The sequence below is a fragment of the Paenibacillus sp. FSL K6-1330 genome (genome assembly GCF_037976825.1).
Classification (GTDB): domain Bacteria; phylum Bacillota; class Bacilli; order Paenibacillales; family Paenibacillaceae; genus Paenibacillus_AQ.
In genome coordinates this window covers 3,879,924-3,894,285 of the sequence record NZ_CP150269.1, presented here as the reverse complement: position 1 = coordinate 3,894,285, position 14,362 = coordinate 3,879,924, and the positions used below count along the sequence as shown (strand labels likewise).

General features: G+C 49.8%; 11 protein-coding genes. All 11 read left to right on the top strand.

Annotated features, from left to right (window positions below):
- Positions 1-77: 77 nt before the first annotated feature.
- The 11 genes from NYE54_RS17530 (at position 78) to NYE54_RS17480 (ending at position 14,172) form a co-directional block, all read left to right on the top strand.
- On the top strand, positions 78-506 hold the full coding sequence (locus tag NYE54_RS17530) for a MarR family transcriptional regulator (protein WP_339264909.1): 429 nt from the start codon (positions 78-80) through the stop codon (positions 504-506).
- Between the two features lie 490 nt (positions 507-996).
- Positions 997-1,827, top strand: coding sequence for an AraC family transcriptional regulator (locus NYE54_RS17525; protein WP_339273533.1), 831 nt, complete (start codon positions 997-999; stop codon positions 1,825-1,827).
- Between the two features lie 258 nt (positions 1,828-2,085).
- On the top strand, positions 2,086-3,237 hold the full coding sequence (locus tag NYE54_RS17520) for a Gfo/Idh/MocA family oxidoreductase (protein WP_339264907.1): 1,152 nt from the start codon (positions 2,086-2,088) through the stop codon (positions 3,235-3,237).
- Positions 3,238-3,436: 199 nt separating this feature from the next.
- A complete protein-coding gene (locus NYE54_RS17515; protein ID WP_339264905.1) occupies positions 3,437-4,606 on the top strand; it encodes a dihydrodipicolinate synthase family protein in 1,170 nt (389 codons plus the stop codon).
- A 38-nt stretch (positions 4,607-4,644) separates the two neighbouring features.
- On the top strand, positions 4,645-5,466 hold the full coding sequence (locus NYE54_RS17510) for a sugar phosphate isomerase/epimerase family protein (RefSeq protein ID WP_339264903.1): 822 nt from the start codon (positions 4,645-4,647) through the stop codon (positions 5,464-5,466).
- Between the two features lie 76 nt (positions 5,467-5,542).
- Complete coding sequence (locus tag NYE54_RS17505) at positions 5,543-6,784, top strand: Gfo/Idh/MocA family oxidoreductase (RefSeq protein ID WP_339264901.1); 1,242 nt, start codon at positions 5,543-5,545, stop codon at positions 6,782-6,784.
- A 460-nt stretch (positions 6,785-7,244) separates the two neighbouring features.
- The gene (locus tag NYE54_RS17500; RefSeq protein ID WP_339264899.1) at positions 7,245-8,195 is read left to right on the top strand and encodes an ABC transporter permease subunit; all 951 of its coding nucleotides are present in this window, start codon (positions 7,245-7,247) and stop codon (positions 8,193-8,195) included.
- The gene (locus NYE54_RS17495) at positions 8,189-9,085 is read left to right on the top strand and encodes a carbohydrate ABC transporter permease (RefSeq protein WP_339264897.1); all 897 of its coding nucleotides are present in this window, start codon (positions 8,189-8,191) and stop codon (positions 9,083-9,085) included. The genes NYE54_RS17500 and NYE54_RS17495 overlap by 7 nt, the downstream gene beginning before the upstream one ends.
- Positions 9,086-9,171: 86 nt before the next feature.
- The gene (locus tag NYE54_RS17490) at positions 9,172-10,773 is read left to right on the top strand and encodes an extracellular solute-binding protein (RefSeq protein ID WP_339264895.1); all 1,602 of its coding nucleotides are present in this window, start codon (positions 9,172-9,174) and stop codon (positions 10,771-10,773) included.
- A 106-nt stretch (positions 10,774-10,879) separates the two neighbouring features.
- Positions 10,880-12,322, top strand: a complete 1,443-nt coding sequence (locus tag NYE54_RS17485; RefSeq protein ID WP_339264893.1) for a response regulator — start codon at positions 10,880-10,882, stop codon at positions 12,320-12,322.
- A gap of 20 nt (positions 12,323-12,342) precedes the next feature.
- Positions 12,343-14,172 (top strand): sensor histidine kinase, encoded by a 1,830-nt coding sequence (locus tag NYE54_RS17480; protein WP_339264891.1) that lies wholly within the window; start codon positions 12,343-12,345, stop codon positions 14,170-14,172.
- Positions 14,173-14,362: the final 190 nt, after the last annotated feature.

Here is a 14,362-nt window from a genome sequence, read left to right as displayed (position 1 = left end):
TTTGACAAGCCTATAGGATCATTGTATAGTTTATTTGCTTACAATTAGTTTCCTAACAATCACAAGGGGGGACGATCATGCAATCCCGAAAGGATACGCCTTATCTGGATTTGTTTCAGATTATCGGTCTTAAGTTAAAGAAAAGAGCGGACGAGAGTATAAAAGAACTGGGGTTAAACGCTCAACAAGGAAAAGTAATCGACTATATTTACGAGAACCAACATAATCATTTTATTCAAAAGGACCTTGCAGATCGGTTTCATCTACGTGGGGCCAGCATTACAAGCATGCTTCAAGGTCTAGAGCAAAAAGGGTTCATCGAGCGCAAAATCCCGGCCAATAATGAACGGCAAAAAAATATATATGTATTGCCAAAAGCGATTGAACTGATTGAAGACTTTCAAGACTCATTCCAAAAGGTGGAGGAAGAAATCGTTCAAGTCCTTACCGACGAGGAGAAACAAGTCTTAAAGAAATTGTTGATTAAAATCAATGAGCGCATATAAAGAAGATGATTCCAATGAAATTATGGAGACATTTTCAAAATATGCTTGTCCCAATTTTATACGCTTACGACGAGGAAAAACATATAGAAGCCAAGGGGTGTCGAGGGACAAGAATATTATCCCATTGGAAGTCGCTAGTTTAGCGGCTTTTTTGTTTTATCGGTACAAGTTCTTATCCCGAGTTGAGGACAAGAACATGAGCCTACCGATTACCGGCTAGATAAGTATATCTAACTATGTTTCCATGCAGTTTCATTAAGCTAACAGGCAGGAATGTGACGTTAATGATCGCCCTTTATTCTTTTGCCGCGAAAAAAAGGAGCGAACGGCATGGATAGATGGACCTGAAGACCGCAATAAGGCTGCAACTGGGGGGGGGGACTTGCGGTGTCCGGGCTGCGCTTATTCTAAAATGTTGTATAGAAGCCGCCGATCGCGCTAAAATGGCTTTAAATGTAACGCTCAAAAAAACGGGGGCTTCGCCGTGACAATGAAATGGATTGACTTGTCCAGGAATGCGATAGATTTATACGAGCAGAAGCATACGGGCGGACATCTTATGTCCGAGCACTATCACCAGACGCACCAGCTGCTGTTTGTGCTGGAGGGCGAAGGAACTATCCGGCTGGGGGGGGAAGTACGGAAGCTGGCGGTCGACGATACGGCGCTGATCGTGCCGTATTCCGTCCACTCGGTCATGTCTGACTCCAGGCTGACCTTGCTAGTGTTGGCGTTTGATGAGGTGGTGCTCGATCCGGATATGAGGGCGCAACTGCTCCACGCCTATTTCCCGGCTTCCTGTCTGATGAAGCCGGGATTGTTTGCCGCGAGCGAGCTGCGGCAGCTGCTGAGGAAAATGCTGTTCGAGCAGTCCAGGGAGCTGTCGCCGCTCGTTCGGCTTTCGCTCAAAGTACAGCTGTCTCAGCTGCTGCTCTTGCTGGTTCGATCGGCCGGAACGGAGGCCGCCGGAGCGGGCTCCAGCTCCAACAAGCTGCGTGCCGAGAAAATTCGCAGCTATATCGATTCGAAGTATTTTGATCCGCTGACCGCTGGGGACATCGCCTCCAAGCTGGACATCAGCACGCGGCACGTGAACAACATCTTCAAGGAACGGTACAACATGACACCGATGCAATATTTGACTGAGGTACGCATCCGCGTCGCCCAGAAGTTGCTGGTGGAAACGGGTAAGGACATTATATCGATCTGCTTCGAGGTCGGCTACGATTCCGTGTCTACGTTTTACCGGTCGTTCAAAGCTGTCGCCAAGCTGTCACCAAAAACGTACCGGGAGCTGAACGCGCCCGCGCAAGCTGAGTAGGCAGGGATCCTTCCGTCAAATGGACAGCGAGTGCACAATGTGCGATCAAACGAACAAGATAACGATCAAAGGACGACCGGCCGATTGATTGAAACATATTTTCCCCTTCATCCCCCATCGGCTAAACGTCGGCGGGGATTTTGTTTTTCGCTCGAATAATTCGCTTCCAAAATTGAGAATCGTGTTCCCGTAATCGTAAGAAAAGCGGTTTCGCATCGACTACAATACGGTTATACGAAGCGAAGGGGGCAATGAACGATGGTAGTTCGCAACATCGGCATTATTATGAACGGAGTTACCGGAAGGATGGGAACCAACCAGCATTTAATCCGTTCGATTCTTGCGATTCGCAAGCAGGGGGGCGTCGCGCTACCAGGCGGAGACGTCATCATGCCCGACCCGATTCTGGTCGGTCGGCAGGAGAGCAAGCTGCAGTCGCTGGCCGCCGCCCACGGCGTCGAGCGTTGGAGCACCGATCTTGAAGCATGCCTCGCCGATCCGTACAATGAAATTTATTTCGACAGCCAGACGACGGTGCGCCGCGCGGAAAGCATCAAGCAGGCGATTGCCGCGGGCAAGCATATTTATTGCGAGAAGCCGACGGCCGTTGATCTCGAAGGGGCGCTTGAACTGGCCCGCATCGCCGCTGAGGCCGGGGTGAGAAACGGTGTCGTGCAAGACAAGCTGTTTTTGCCAGGATTGCTCAAGCTGAAACGCTTAAACGACTCTGGCTTCTTCGGGCGTATCCTGTCCGTGCGGATGGAGTTCGGCTATTGGGTGTTCGAGGGCGACTGGCAGCAGGGTCAGCGGCCATCGTGGAACTACCGCAAGGAAGACGGCGGCGGCATTATCGTCGACATGTTTGCACACTGGCGCTATGTTCTCGAGAATTTGTTCGGGGAAGTGAAGGCTGTTTCCTGTCTTGCCGCTACACATATTCCGAAACGTCTGGATGAGCAGGGCGTTCCGTACGATTGTACGGCGGACGATGCGGCGTACGCCATATTTGAGCTGGAAGGCGGCATTATCGTGCAGGCCAACTCGTCCTGGGCGGTGCGCGTAGACCGCGACGATCTGCTCACGGTTACGGTCGACGGCACCGAAGGCAGCGCCGTGGCGGGTTTGCGGGACTGCAAGACGCAGCATCGGGTCAACACGCCGAAGCCGGTATGGAATCCGGACATTCCGAACCCGTTCCAGTTCCGTGACCAATGGGTGGAGGTGCCGGACAACGCGTCATACGACAACGCGTTTAAGGTGCAATGGGAGATCTTCTTGAAGCATGTCGTCATCGGCACGCCGTTTCCGTGGGATTTGCTCGAAGGCGCGAAGGGCACCCAGCTTGCCGATCTCAGCTTGAAGTCGTGGCAGGAACGCCGCTGGATCGACGTGCCGAAGCTGAGCCTGTAAAAATAAATACTAAAAAAATCGGCTTTTCAGCACCGAGAAGGTTGGATGAAGCTAGGGACTGAGCAACGCAGCGTAGGTGAGCCTACGTGAGTAGCGGAAGGCCCGGCTGAATTCAAGATTCGACGTCGAGTAAGCTTCATAGCTATACTTCGTGATCAAAAGCCGATTTTTTAATTACCTCTTAAGGAGGGGAGTACAGATGACCCAATCGCTGCTCCTCCCCCGCGCAGGGGGAGCGTTGTATGAATATACTCCGGGCAAAGCAGGCTCGTTCTCCGTGCCGGCCAAGCCGTTTACGGGCCGCATCGCCTTCTCGGCCGCCCATGTCGTCTGCGATCCGTTTGCGGACGCAGATCCGCTGCATCATTCGCAGATTGATTGGAACTCGACGCTCGCCTACCGGCACCATTTGTGGTCGCTCGGTCTGGCCGTGGCGGAAGCGATGGATACCGCGCAGCGCGGCATGGGCCTCGATTGGAACCGCTCGAAGGAGCTTATCCGCGCTTCGATCGCGGAAGCGCGCTCAGTCGGCGGCAAAATCGCCTGTGGCGCAGGAACCGACCATCTGTTTCCGGGACCGTCGGTCACGATCGCCGACGTGGAAGCCGCCTATGAAGAGCAAGTCGGCTTCATCGAAGGCGAGGGCGGTCAAGTCATTCTGATGGCGAGTCGCGCACTTGCCGCTTGCGCGAAAGGGCCCGAGGACTACGAGCGGGTGTATGGGTGCATTTTGGGACAAGTGAAACAGCCGGTCATCCTGCATTGGCTCGGCGACATGTTCGATCCCGCTCTGGCCGGCTATTGGGGGTGCAAGGACGATCCGGATGAGGCGATGGACGTTTGTTTGCGCGTCATTCGGGCAAACGCGGACAAGGTCGACGGGATTAAAATTTCGCTTCTCGATGCCGGTAAAGAAATCAAGATGCGTCGGCTACTGCCGGAAGGCGTCAAAATGTACACCGGCGACGACTTCAACTACCCGGAGCTGATCAAAGGTGATGAGCAGGGCTACAGCCATGCGCTCCTCGGCATATTCGACGCGATCGCGCCGGCCGCCGCCCAGGCGCTTCATGCCCTAGACGCAGGCGATCTGGTCAGTTATGAGGCGATTATGGAGCCTACCGTTGCCTTGTCGCGTCATATTTTCCAGAAGCCGACGTACGCCTACAAGACCGGAATTGTGTTCATGGCCTACTTGAACGGCCACCAACCGCATTTCCGCATGATCGGGGGAGCTGAGGGATCGCGCTCGATCGTCCATTTGGCCGAGCTGTTCGTGCTTGCCGACCGGGCAGGGCTATTGGCCGATCCAGAGCTTGCCGCCGAACGGATGAAGCCTGTCTTGGCGCTAGCGGGTATTCGGCCGTAATCATGTATAGCAATATTTGAAATCCGGGAGGGATCAGCATGGAACCGCTTCATTCCATAGACAGACTCAGCTTGAACCAGATTACGACCGATCGGCTGGTTATGCGCGAGGCCGTGGAAGCATGTGTTCACGCCGAAGTGCCTTGGATCGCGCTGTGGAGGCATAAAGTGGCCGAGACCGGCCTGGCCGAGAGCAAGCGCCTTGTGCGGGACGCGGGCCTGCGCGTCTCCAGCCTGTGCCGTGGGGGTTATTTTCCGGCGGCCACCGCGCCTGCGCGCAAAGAGCGGATGGACGACAATCGCCGCGCTGTCGAGGAAGCGGCCGAGCTCGGCACCGATGTACTCGTGCTCGTTTGCGGACCGGCGCCAGACCGGGATATCGATTTCGCCCGCAAGACGGTCGAAGAAGCGATCGCGGAACTTGTACCGTTCGCCCGCTCGCACGGAGTCAAGCTCGGCATCGAGCCTTTGCACCCGATGTACGCCGCTGAACGCTCCGTCATCAATACGCTGGCGCAAGCCAACACGCTCGCGGAGCAGCACGACTCGCAAGACGTCGGCGTCGTCGTCGATGCGTTCCACGTCTGGTGGGACCCCGAGCTGTACGCGCAAATTGAGCGGGCCAGGGGGCGTATACTCGGCTTCCACGTCTCCGATTGGATCGTGCCGGTACCCGACCTGTTGATGGGCAGAGGGATGATTGGGGACGGCGTTATCGAGTTGCGCCGGATGCGTCATGCCGTTGAAGCGGCCGGTTACGTGGGGGCGATCGAAGTGGAAATCTTCAACCGGCAGGTATGGGATATGCCGGGAGACGAGGCGCTCACGCTCATCAAGGAACGTTATTTGCAGCATGTATGAATTATAAATTTGCAGCTTTGGCGGGCCGGGAGAATCGTTCCCGGCACGTCAAGGCATAGCTTTGGAGGGAAGGAATGTGAAGATTTATCGCACCGCGCTGATCGGGATCGGGGGATTCGGCGCTGAACATGTGAATATCATGCAGAAGCTGGTCGACGAGGGTAGCCTGCAGGTTGCTGCTTTTGCGGAGCCGAATGTCGGCGCTCATCAGGAGTCTTACGGCAAGCTGACCGCGCTTGGGGCTGTCCATTATATAGACTACGTGCAGATGCTCACGCTGCATCCGGATATCGATTTCGTCGTCATCGTCACGCCGATCTCCTCCCACAAGCCGATGTGCATCCAGGTGATGCGGATGGGCTTTCACGTGCTGGTGGAGAAGCCCCCGGCGGTAACGATTCAGGACTTGGACGAGATGATCGCGGTGCAAATGGAGACCGGGCGCTTGTGCCAGGTGAACTTCCAGAATACGTCGGGCCAGGCGTTCCGAACGCTGCTGGAAAGGATCGGCTCCGGTGTGCTCGGCCAGGTGGAGCATGTGGTCGGCATTGGCATGTGGAAACGGCTTCGCTCTTACTACGATCGAACCCGCTGGGCCGGCAAACTGGTCAGCGACGGCCAGTATGTGCTGGACGGGACGTTCAACAATCCGTTCGCCCACTTGCTGCACCATAGCTTGCTGACGGCCGGAGGAAGCGCCGCAGACTTGTACCCGGAATCGGTGCAGGCCGAGCTTTACCACGTCAATGACATCGAGGGGGACGATGTCTCCTGTATTCGCGCCGTTATGGCTAACGGTGTGAGCGTTCATTTTTACGCCATGCTTTGTCACGAAGTAAGCGAAGTGCCTTCGATTGCCGTGTACGGAACGCGAGGGGAAGCGCATTGGAATTACCAGAACAAGCTGACAATTCGCGCACAGGACGCCGAAGAGGATTTGGCGTTTGGTCCGACCGATTTGATGTGCAGCATGTATCTGAACCTGATGGAAGCGATTGAAACCCCAGGGAAACCACTCTTCTCGCCGCTCAAGGCAAGCCGAAGCTTCGTGCTTGTATCCAACGGCGCCTATGAGTCGGCTCGCGCCGTTCGTGCCATCCCCGGCCGATTCGTGACCGAGCGGGAGGATGGAGATTCCACCGTGCGCTTGCTGCCCAGCTTGTCCGAGAAGATGAGAGAAGCGGCAGCGAAGCGGCAACTGTACAGTGAATATCCGCTTCCTTGGGCGACGCCGACCCGGCCGTTCCGGATGGAGGGCTACAGTCGATTCGAGCTGCCTGCTAATATGCGCACAAATAACGGTAGACCGACCAATTAGAGGCGTTCCTTCAGGGCTCTTCTTTTTACAATGTCGAGGTTTAATCTAAAGATAAACCATAAATCAATATTTTTCCGAGGCAACTCCACTTTTCACTGTTTTTTGGATTCCAAAACAGTTAAAGATGGGGTTTCTTGTTGCAAGGGGAAGCCGACAGTGTTACATGTATTAAAAATTCATTTTATGTATTTTTGGAGGCAAGCTACCTATTTAAATGAATCAGGACCAAATGGTCTCTGGTTCTTTATTTTGTTTGTAATGCCTCAACGGAAAAGGAAATTACCACCAAATCCAATACTCCCAGCGCTTTACCTGACTAATTCCTCACTCTACAGTTTACATACAACTACCTTTTTAAGTTATTACCAAATTGATTTAAGGGAGTACATTTTTTTATTTAATCCTGAAGGTAAAATGATAAACATGAGAGCTCCTTATTACAGTCGGAGGGATGGGAAAAATGAAAGCGGTTTTAGACAGCTCCCGAAAGTACGGCGCAACAAAAAGGAAAAATAACTTTCTGTACTATATCAGAAGAGACGGTCTGTTATATTTTCTTTTGCTGCTGCCTATGGCGTATATCCTGATTTTCAAGTATGCACCCATCTATGGCCTTGTGATGGCATTCCAGGATTACAACATTTTTGAAGGAATTAGAGGGAGCGAATGGGTAGGACTGGATGTGTTCCGGTTTATTTTTGAGCAGGACAGCTTCTACCGTGCATTGAAGAATACGCTGGTCCTGAATGTTCTGGACTTGATCGCTGGTTTTCCAGCGCCCATTCTTCTGGCGATTTTGCTCAATGAAGTAAGACAAGCAAAATTCAAGAAAATGACCCAGACCGTGTTGTATCTGCCCCACTTTTTATCCTGGGTTATTATTGGCGGTATGGTCTATCTGATGTTTTCTAACGGCGGCATGATCAACAATTTCCTGTCGGGCTTTGGTTTTGAAAGAATCGAGTTTCTGTCGCAGAAAACACCTTGGTTGATTACTTATATTACCGTTGGCATATGGCAAAATATCGGATGGGGCACCATCATTTATTTGGCGGCCATTACCGGAATCAATAGGGAGTTGTATGAGGCCTCCGATATTGATGGCTGCAGCAGGCTTCGCAAAATGTGGCATATTACACTGCCTGGCATTAAGTCAACCATCAATATTTTGTTGATTCTCCAAATAGGCAGAATGGTTTCTATCGGATTTGACCGTCCCTTTGTGATGGGGAATTCACTGGTTAGCGATTACTCTGATGTTATCAGTACTTTCGTGTATAGAGTTGGTATTAGTTCGGGTGATTTCTCCCAGGCAACGGCGGTAGGATTGTTCCAATCCGTGGTCGGCCTGATCCTGCTGTTATCTGCAAACTTTGTTGCGAAAAAATTAGGCGAGGATGGGATATGGTGAGGGTGGCGAGCAATAAGGGCAAGATGAAAAAAATGACTGTAGCGGATATTGCCATCATTGTATTTATCGTGGCATTGTCCTTCACATGTATCGTACCGTTTCTGTACATGATTGCGCTTTCTTTCAGTTCCAACGAAGCGATTATTTCTCAAAAGGTCGGACTGTGGCCAGTAGACTTCACAGCAGAAACGTACAAAACCATATTGAGCGATATGGATATGCTTTATACGCTTGGATACAGTATTGTGCTTACGATATTTTACACTTTGGTATGCATGTTCCTGACCATATGTGCAGCGTATCCGTTAACGAAGAAGCGGCTGAAGGGAAGAAACTTTATTTTGACGGCGTTGGTCTTCACCATGTATTTCAGCGGCGGTTTAATTCCCTCTTATATTCTGGTTAAAAACTTGGGCATGATGAATTCGGTTTGGAGCCTGGTTTTGCCGGGTGCCATGAGCGTGTTTAATATGATCATCTTAAAAACCTTCTTCAGCAATCTTCCGGAGAGCCTGGAGGAATCAGCAGCAATTGACGGGTGTTCGGATCTGGGCATTCTCATCAAGATTGTGCTCCCCCTTTCGTTGCCATCGATCGCCACATTAAGCCTTTTCTATGCGGTGGACAGATGGAATGGATTCCAGGATGCGCTGTTCTACATTACGAAAAAAGAGCTGTACCCTATGCAGATGAAGCTATACCAGATCATATCGGCCAATCAGCAGTTGGATAGCCAACAAGGAGGAGAAGGAAGTGTCGGCTCCTATATTGTCCCTGAATCTTTGAAAGCGGCCAGTGTCATGTTTACAACGATTCCGATTTTGCTGATCTATCCTAAACTGCAGAAGTATTTCGTGGATGGTGTGATGACTGGGGCTATCAAGGGTTGAGGGGGAAACAGATTATGATGAAGGGGGGATCCCGGCCTCGCGGATGATTTAAGAGAATCAATCACAAGAACGAAAGGGTGGTTAAAGTGTATAAGGGCATAAAGAAGAAAGCAGCAATTCTATTTAGCACAGTGCTTCTAGCCGTAGGAGTGGCAGGCTGTGGTGGCGCAGGCCATAACAATGGGGAGACGGTATCAAAAGGGTCCAACGCATCGGAAACGGGCTCCGGTTCCCCAGTAACCTTGACAGTGGAAGTGTTTGACAGAGGTATTCAGGGACAACCGGACTTGAACAACAACACGTGGACCAAATATGTCAACGAAAAATTCGGGAAGCCTAATAACGCCATTGTAAAATTTGTTCCTGTCCCCCGTTCCCAAGAAGTCGACAAGCTGAATGTGTTGATGGCTGCCAACGAGGCTCCTGATATTTCCTTCACCTATGACGGGAATACCGTAACCCGTTTCGCAAAAAGCGGTGGCCTCTATACACTGGATGAATTGTTGGAGAAGCACGGCCAGCAATTAAAGTCTTATCTGGGCGAGAAAGTTCTTTCCTACGGGAAATATGAGGGCAATCAAATCTCGATCCCAGGTAAGCGGACTCTGATTGCTTGGAACGGCATGTTTATTCGCAAGGATTGGCTGGATAAGCTGGGAATGCCTGCTCCAACGAATCGGGATGAATTATATAATACCCTCGTTGCTTTCCGTGACAAGAACCCGGGTAATGTGGATGGTGTCATTCCGTGGGCAACAGCGGCTTCCGGCATGAACTACACCTTTGGCAACCTGATTCCTTCGTTCTGGGGTCCGATGTCGGAGGAGGAATTCGTTACCACCACCAATTGGCTGAAGCCCGGCACTAAGGATGCTTATAAATGGCTGAACAAACTGTACAATGAAAAGCTGATCAGCCCCGACTTTGCGCTGGATAAAACAACCAAACAAGCGGATGCCGATGTGACCAATGGCAAGGTAGGCTTCTACGCTGCCAACTGGGATTATCCACTTTCACAAAAAATTCGTGAACCACTGAAGCAAAATGCACCTGATGCCAACTATGTTGCTGTAGATACCTTCAAAAACGATGAGGGGAAATACCTGAAAGAGATATACAATGAAAACGGGATTTTCTCATTCATCCCGAAAAGCAGCAAGAATGCGGAGCTGGCCATAAAGTATCTGAACTGGATGGCTGATCCGGAGGTGTTGTTCTTCCTTCAGTTTGGTGAAGAAGGCGTCAACCATAAGCTTGTAAACGGCATCCCGCAAGGGATTGCGCAAACCGGCGAAAATATGCAAACGAGCAATCTGAATATGGATTATACTCTAATTGTAAACGGTGCAGAGCTGGGCGATACCGAAAAGAATGTCCGAACGTACGCAGCAGCCTTAGCAGCCGGAGATCAGAGCTATGAAAAACTGGCTGTCGATTCATACAAGATCAATACGACGGATGGTTATACAGGCTTCTATTACGGCGTCTCGAACGAAGCTAGTATCAAGTACGGCAAAACGTTGGGTGACATGAACAAGCAAATGAGTGACAGGCTGGTCGTTACCAAGCCGGCAGAGTTCGACGCCTTGTATGACAAGCTGGTGAAAGAATATATGGACGCCGGCGGTCAGGCTGTTCAGGATGAGAATATAAAGAATTATAGAGATATCAAAGCACAGAGCAAGTAATCCATGGCATAAGGATAAACCAGTCTGTGGTTTATCCTTTTTTCGTTGCTGTTCCCGAATAATTTTGCTATTATTCGGGCAAATCCATATGTTCAGGAGGATACCCATGTACAAGGTCATGATTGTAGATGATGAGCCGTGGGCAATTAAAGGAATCCGCAACGCCTTCGATTGGGATAAATATGGATTTGAAATTATCGGACAATTTAAAAGCGCTTACAAAGCATGGGATGCCATAAAAGCGGATAAACCCGATTTGGTATTTACGGACATCCGTATGCCTGAGTTATCCGGACTGGATCTGATGAGGAGGGCTAAAGTAGAAGGGCTGGACATTGAGTTTGTCATCGTAAGCGGATATGCGGAATTTGAATACGCCCAGGAAGCGCTGCGCTACGGCGCGCTGGATTATTTCCTGAAGCCTCTGGATATCGATAAGGCTGACCCCTTCATCGCGAAGCTGGCCATGCACTTCTCCCGAAGAAGCACAGCACGCAACCAACTCCTTCTGGATGCAATGACCTCGGCGAAAGAGGACGAGATAAAGAGCTTCCTACCGCTTCCCGATGATGCAGCTGTGTACTATTATCAGGTGTTGACCATCTATTTCGAGGGAGAACATAAAAATATTAGGAACCTGCTTTCCTTGGAGGGAAAGCCTGTTCATGTTGTGGAAGTTGAAGCTGGAGCCCGAAAAATGCTAGTTGTCCTGATGACGGAGCATAGGGCTTGTCTGGAAGGACATTCGGATAAGCGGGTTCTGAATAAGACAGGTATCCATGTTATGGGCGTCAGCAGCATCTCTAATCAACTAAAGCACATGAGCAAGCTGATTAAAGAAGCAGACCTGTCCGCTTCCCAGGTTTTTCTTGAAGAAGCTGGGGGCGTCGTTCACTACGAGCCGAAGCTTCATCTGGTGAAGCCATGTATCGATGAAATCCACCACATCCTTCAAGGAAATCAATTTGACGATGTGGAAGCGTACATTAAAGGGCTGCAGGCATATTTCAGGGATCATCATCTGGGCATGTCTGAGGTTGTCTACCTGTGGAATCAAGCCGTCGGGATCCTTATAAAAGCATATTCTGAGGAATTGAAGGATATGGAACTGGAATTCCTGAATTATTCCGAGATCAAGGAACGATTTGAACACTTTGAGTCGCTATGCAGCTTTTTACATGAGGTTCTCGACTCCATCAGGATAGGAAACAGCCGCTCTTTGCAGGAAGGGGACATCCAGTCCTGCTTCAACAGGATGATCAATTATATCAACCATCATTTTGAGCAGAAATTGTATTTGAAGGATTTATCTGCCCAATTTTTCATTAACCAGGTGTATTGCTGTCAATTATTCAGAAAAAACCTGGGCAAAACCTTCTCTGAATATGTGTCGGAGCTGAGGATCAAGAAAGCCCGTGAGCTCCTGAAGCGGACGGATCTATCCATTGAAGAAGTGGCCATTAAGGCCGGGTATGTCGATTATTATTATTTCAATAAAGTGTTCAAGAAGCATTGCGGGATGACCCCCACCAAATTCAGAAAAAGTTGATATGAACGGAGCGGCGGGCCATGAAGATCAGTAAACTGAAATTGAAGCATCAGATATGGCTTATCTTTTTTTTCTCAATCATCATTTTTACTTTCATGGAATTTTATTATTATTATAGTTTCTCTAATTTAACCCAGAAGAGAGCCGCCCATTACAGTAACCAGATGATAGAACAAACACGCCGCAAAATTGATTCTGCATTTAGTGATATCAGGGTCAGCACCAGCATTGCGGTCAATAGCAGACGGGTTCAGGAATTTTCTGTAGTGGATGATGATTACAAAAGGGCGTTTAATAGCGGTCCAAATGCATTGGATCTCATGGAATATATGAGATCCTTTAATTCGTACGTGGACGGAATTGTAATTAATGATATTCGGGGAAGACGGCTTTACAGTTTGGCATCAGCAAGCGGAGATATTTTTTTTCTCAATCGTTACGATACCTTTATCCAGAAGTATAAGGAAGATCCTTCGCTGCGGGACAAGGGGATGTTCACCTCGATTCTAAAAGACGACAGAACAGGAACGGAACAGTTCTTTTATATAGCGCCGATTGTGGAGGCCATCGGGGGAATCTATTTCTCCCAAATAACGGGTTACTGTACCGTTTTGGTCAATATGGACAAAATGCAGGGGCTTGTAGAAAATACGGAATTAACGCCCAACTCTACCTTGTACATTCTGAATAGCCGGGATGAGGTGATTGCTTCCACCAATTCCAATGCCCGAGGTGCGTTATTCAGGGAAGTTCTGTCTATGGATAAGGGCATCCTGCTTAACGGGGTCAAAACAACTATCGATGGGGAAGATATTCTTGTCCAGGTTAAGGATTTGGAGCAGGCAGACGGGTGGCGGGTTGTGAGTATGATTCCAGTGCAAGAGCTTACTGCAGACATGAACCCTATACGGAAAGTCAGCATTATCGTGGGGATTGGGATGATTCTAAGCATGCTTATCATGGGCAGTTTCTTTATGAACAATCTGATGCGTCCGGTGATGGGACTTGTTCTGGATATGAAGAGAGTGGGGAGCCGGGACATGAGCTTCCGCATTAAAGTCCGGTCTACCAATGAAGTAGGCATGCTGGCCTGCGACATTAACCGGGTAATCAATGAAAGGGAAGAGATGGCAAGAGATATGATCAATACCCAAGCCAGATTATACGAATCTGAGCTGAGTCAGAAGCAGGCGGAGTTTTCTGCCCTGCAAAGCCAGATCAACCCCCATTTTCTCTATAATACGCTCAATTGCATCAGCAGCATCGGATTGGAATACGGAAGCAGGGAGATCGCGCAAATTGCATCTTGCATGTCCAAAATATTCCGGTACAGTATAAAAAAAGATAATCTTGTGTGGATAAGGGATGAACTGGACAGTATTCAGGCTTATATGAACATTATCGCCATCCGGTACGAGAATAAATTTATCATTGACATCGATGTGGACGAGGGACTCCTGGAGATGCAAACCCCCAAGATGATTCTCCAACCCATTGTGGAGAATGCGGTCTATCATGGGCTGGAACGGATGGATCAAGGGGGCCGGCTTCAAGTAACCGGGAGCATAGATGCGCATGGGGACGTGTGCTTCCAGATCACGGATACCGGGAAGGGCATGGAGCCGGAGCAATTGGCTTCCCTTCAGGCTAAGCTGAGCATGGCATCCCCTGAACCTGCACCAGATGGCCAACCTGCTACAAGCATTGGACTATCCAATATCCATAACAGGCTCCGGCTATTGTTCGGAGAGGGTTACGGGATCGCCATAGAAAGCCAGCTCGGCCATGGGACGACAGTGACCGTGAGGATTCCAAAGCTGTTAAACAACAGCAAACCTTCGGAAGAGTAAGGTTATGTCGATACGTTAACACACTACCTACAATGTAATGTTTTTCTTCAGGACACATACCTTAATTGGGGATTGTGTCCTTTTTTTCTTCGAATTCCCGGCAATATCAATCAGACGTTGAGAGGGTTAAGTATAATCCGAAGGTCAAGACACTTTTTCTAAAACGGTTACCAAAACAATTTAAGATAGT

Bases quoted from the DNA above. Each gene is read 5' to 3' on its own strand.
- NYE54_RS17530 (WP_339264909.1), top strand. From the start codon at position 78: ATGCAATCCCGAAAGGATACGCCTTATCTGGATTTGTTTCAGATTATC.
- NYE54_RS17510 (WP_339264903.1), top strand. From the start codon at position 4,645: ATGGAACCGCTTCATTCCATAGACAGACTCAGCTTGAACCAGATTACG.
- NYE54_RS17495 (WP_339264897.1), top strand. From the start codon at position 8,189: ATGGTGAGGGTGGCGAGCAATAAGGGCAAGATGAAAAAAATGACTGTA.
- NYE54_RS17525 (WP_339273533.1), top strand. From the start codon at position 997: ATGAAATGGATTGACTTGTCCAGGAATGCGATAGATTTATACGAGCAG.
- NYE54_RS17500 (WP_339264899.1), top strand. From the start codon at position 7,245: ATGAAAGCGGTTTTAGACAGCTCCCGAAAGTACGGCGCAACAAAAAGG.
- NYE54_RS17520 (WP_339264907.1), top strand. From the start codon at position 2,086: ATGGTAGTTCGCAACATCGGCATTATTATGAACGGAGTTACCGGAAGG.
- NYE54_RS17515 (WP_339264905.1), top strand. From the start codon at position 3,437: ATGACCCAATCGCTGCTCCTCCCCCGCGCAGGGGGAGCGTTGTATGAA.
- NYE54_RS17480 (WP_339264891.1), top strand. From the start codon at position 12,343: ATGAAGATCAGTAAACTGAAATTGAAGCATCAGATATGGCTTATCTTT.
- NYE54_RS17485 (WP_339264893.1), top strand. From the start codon at position 10,880: ATGTACAAGGTCATGATTGTAGATGATGAGCCGTGGGCAATTAAAGGA.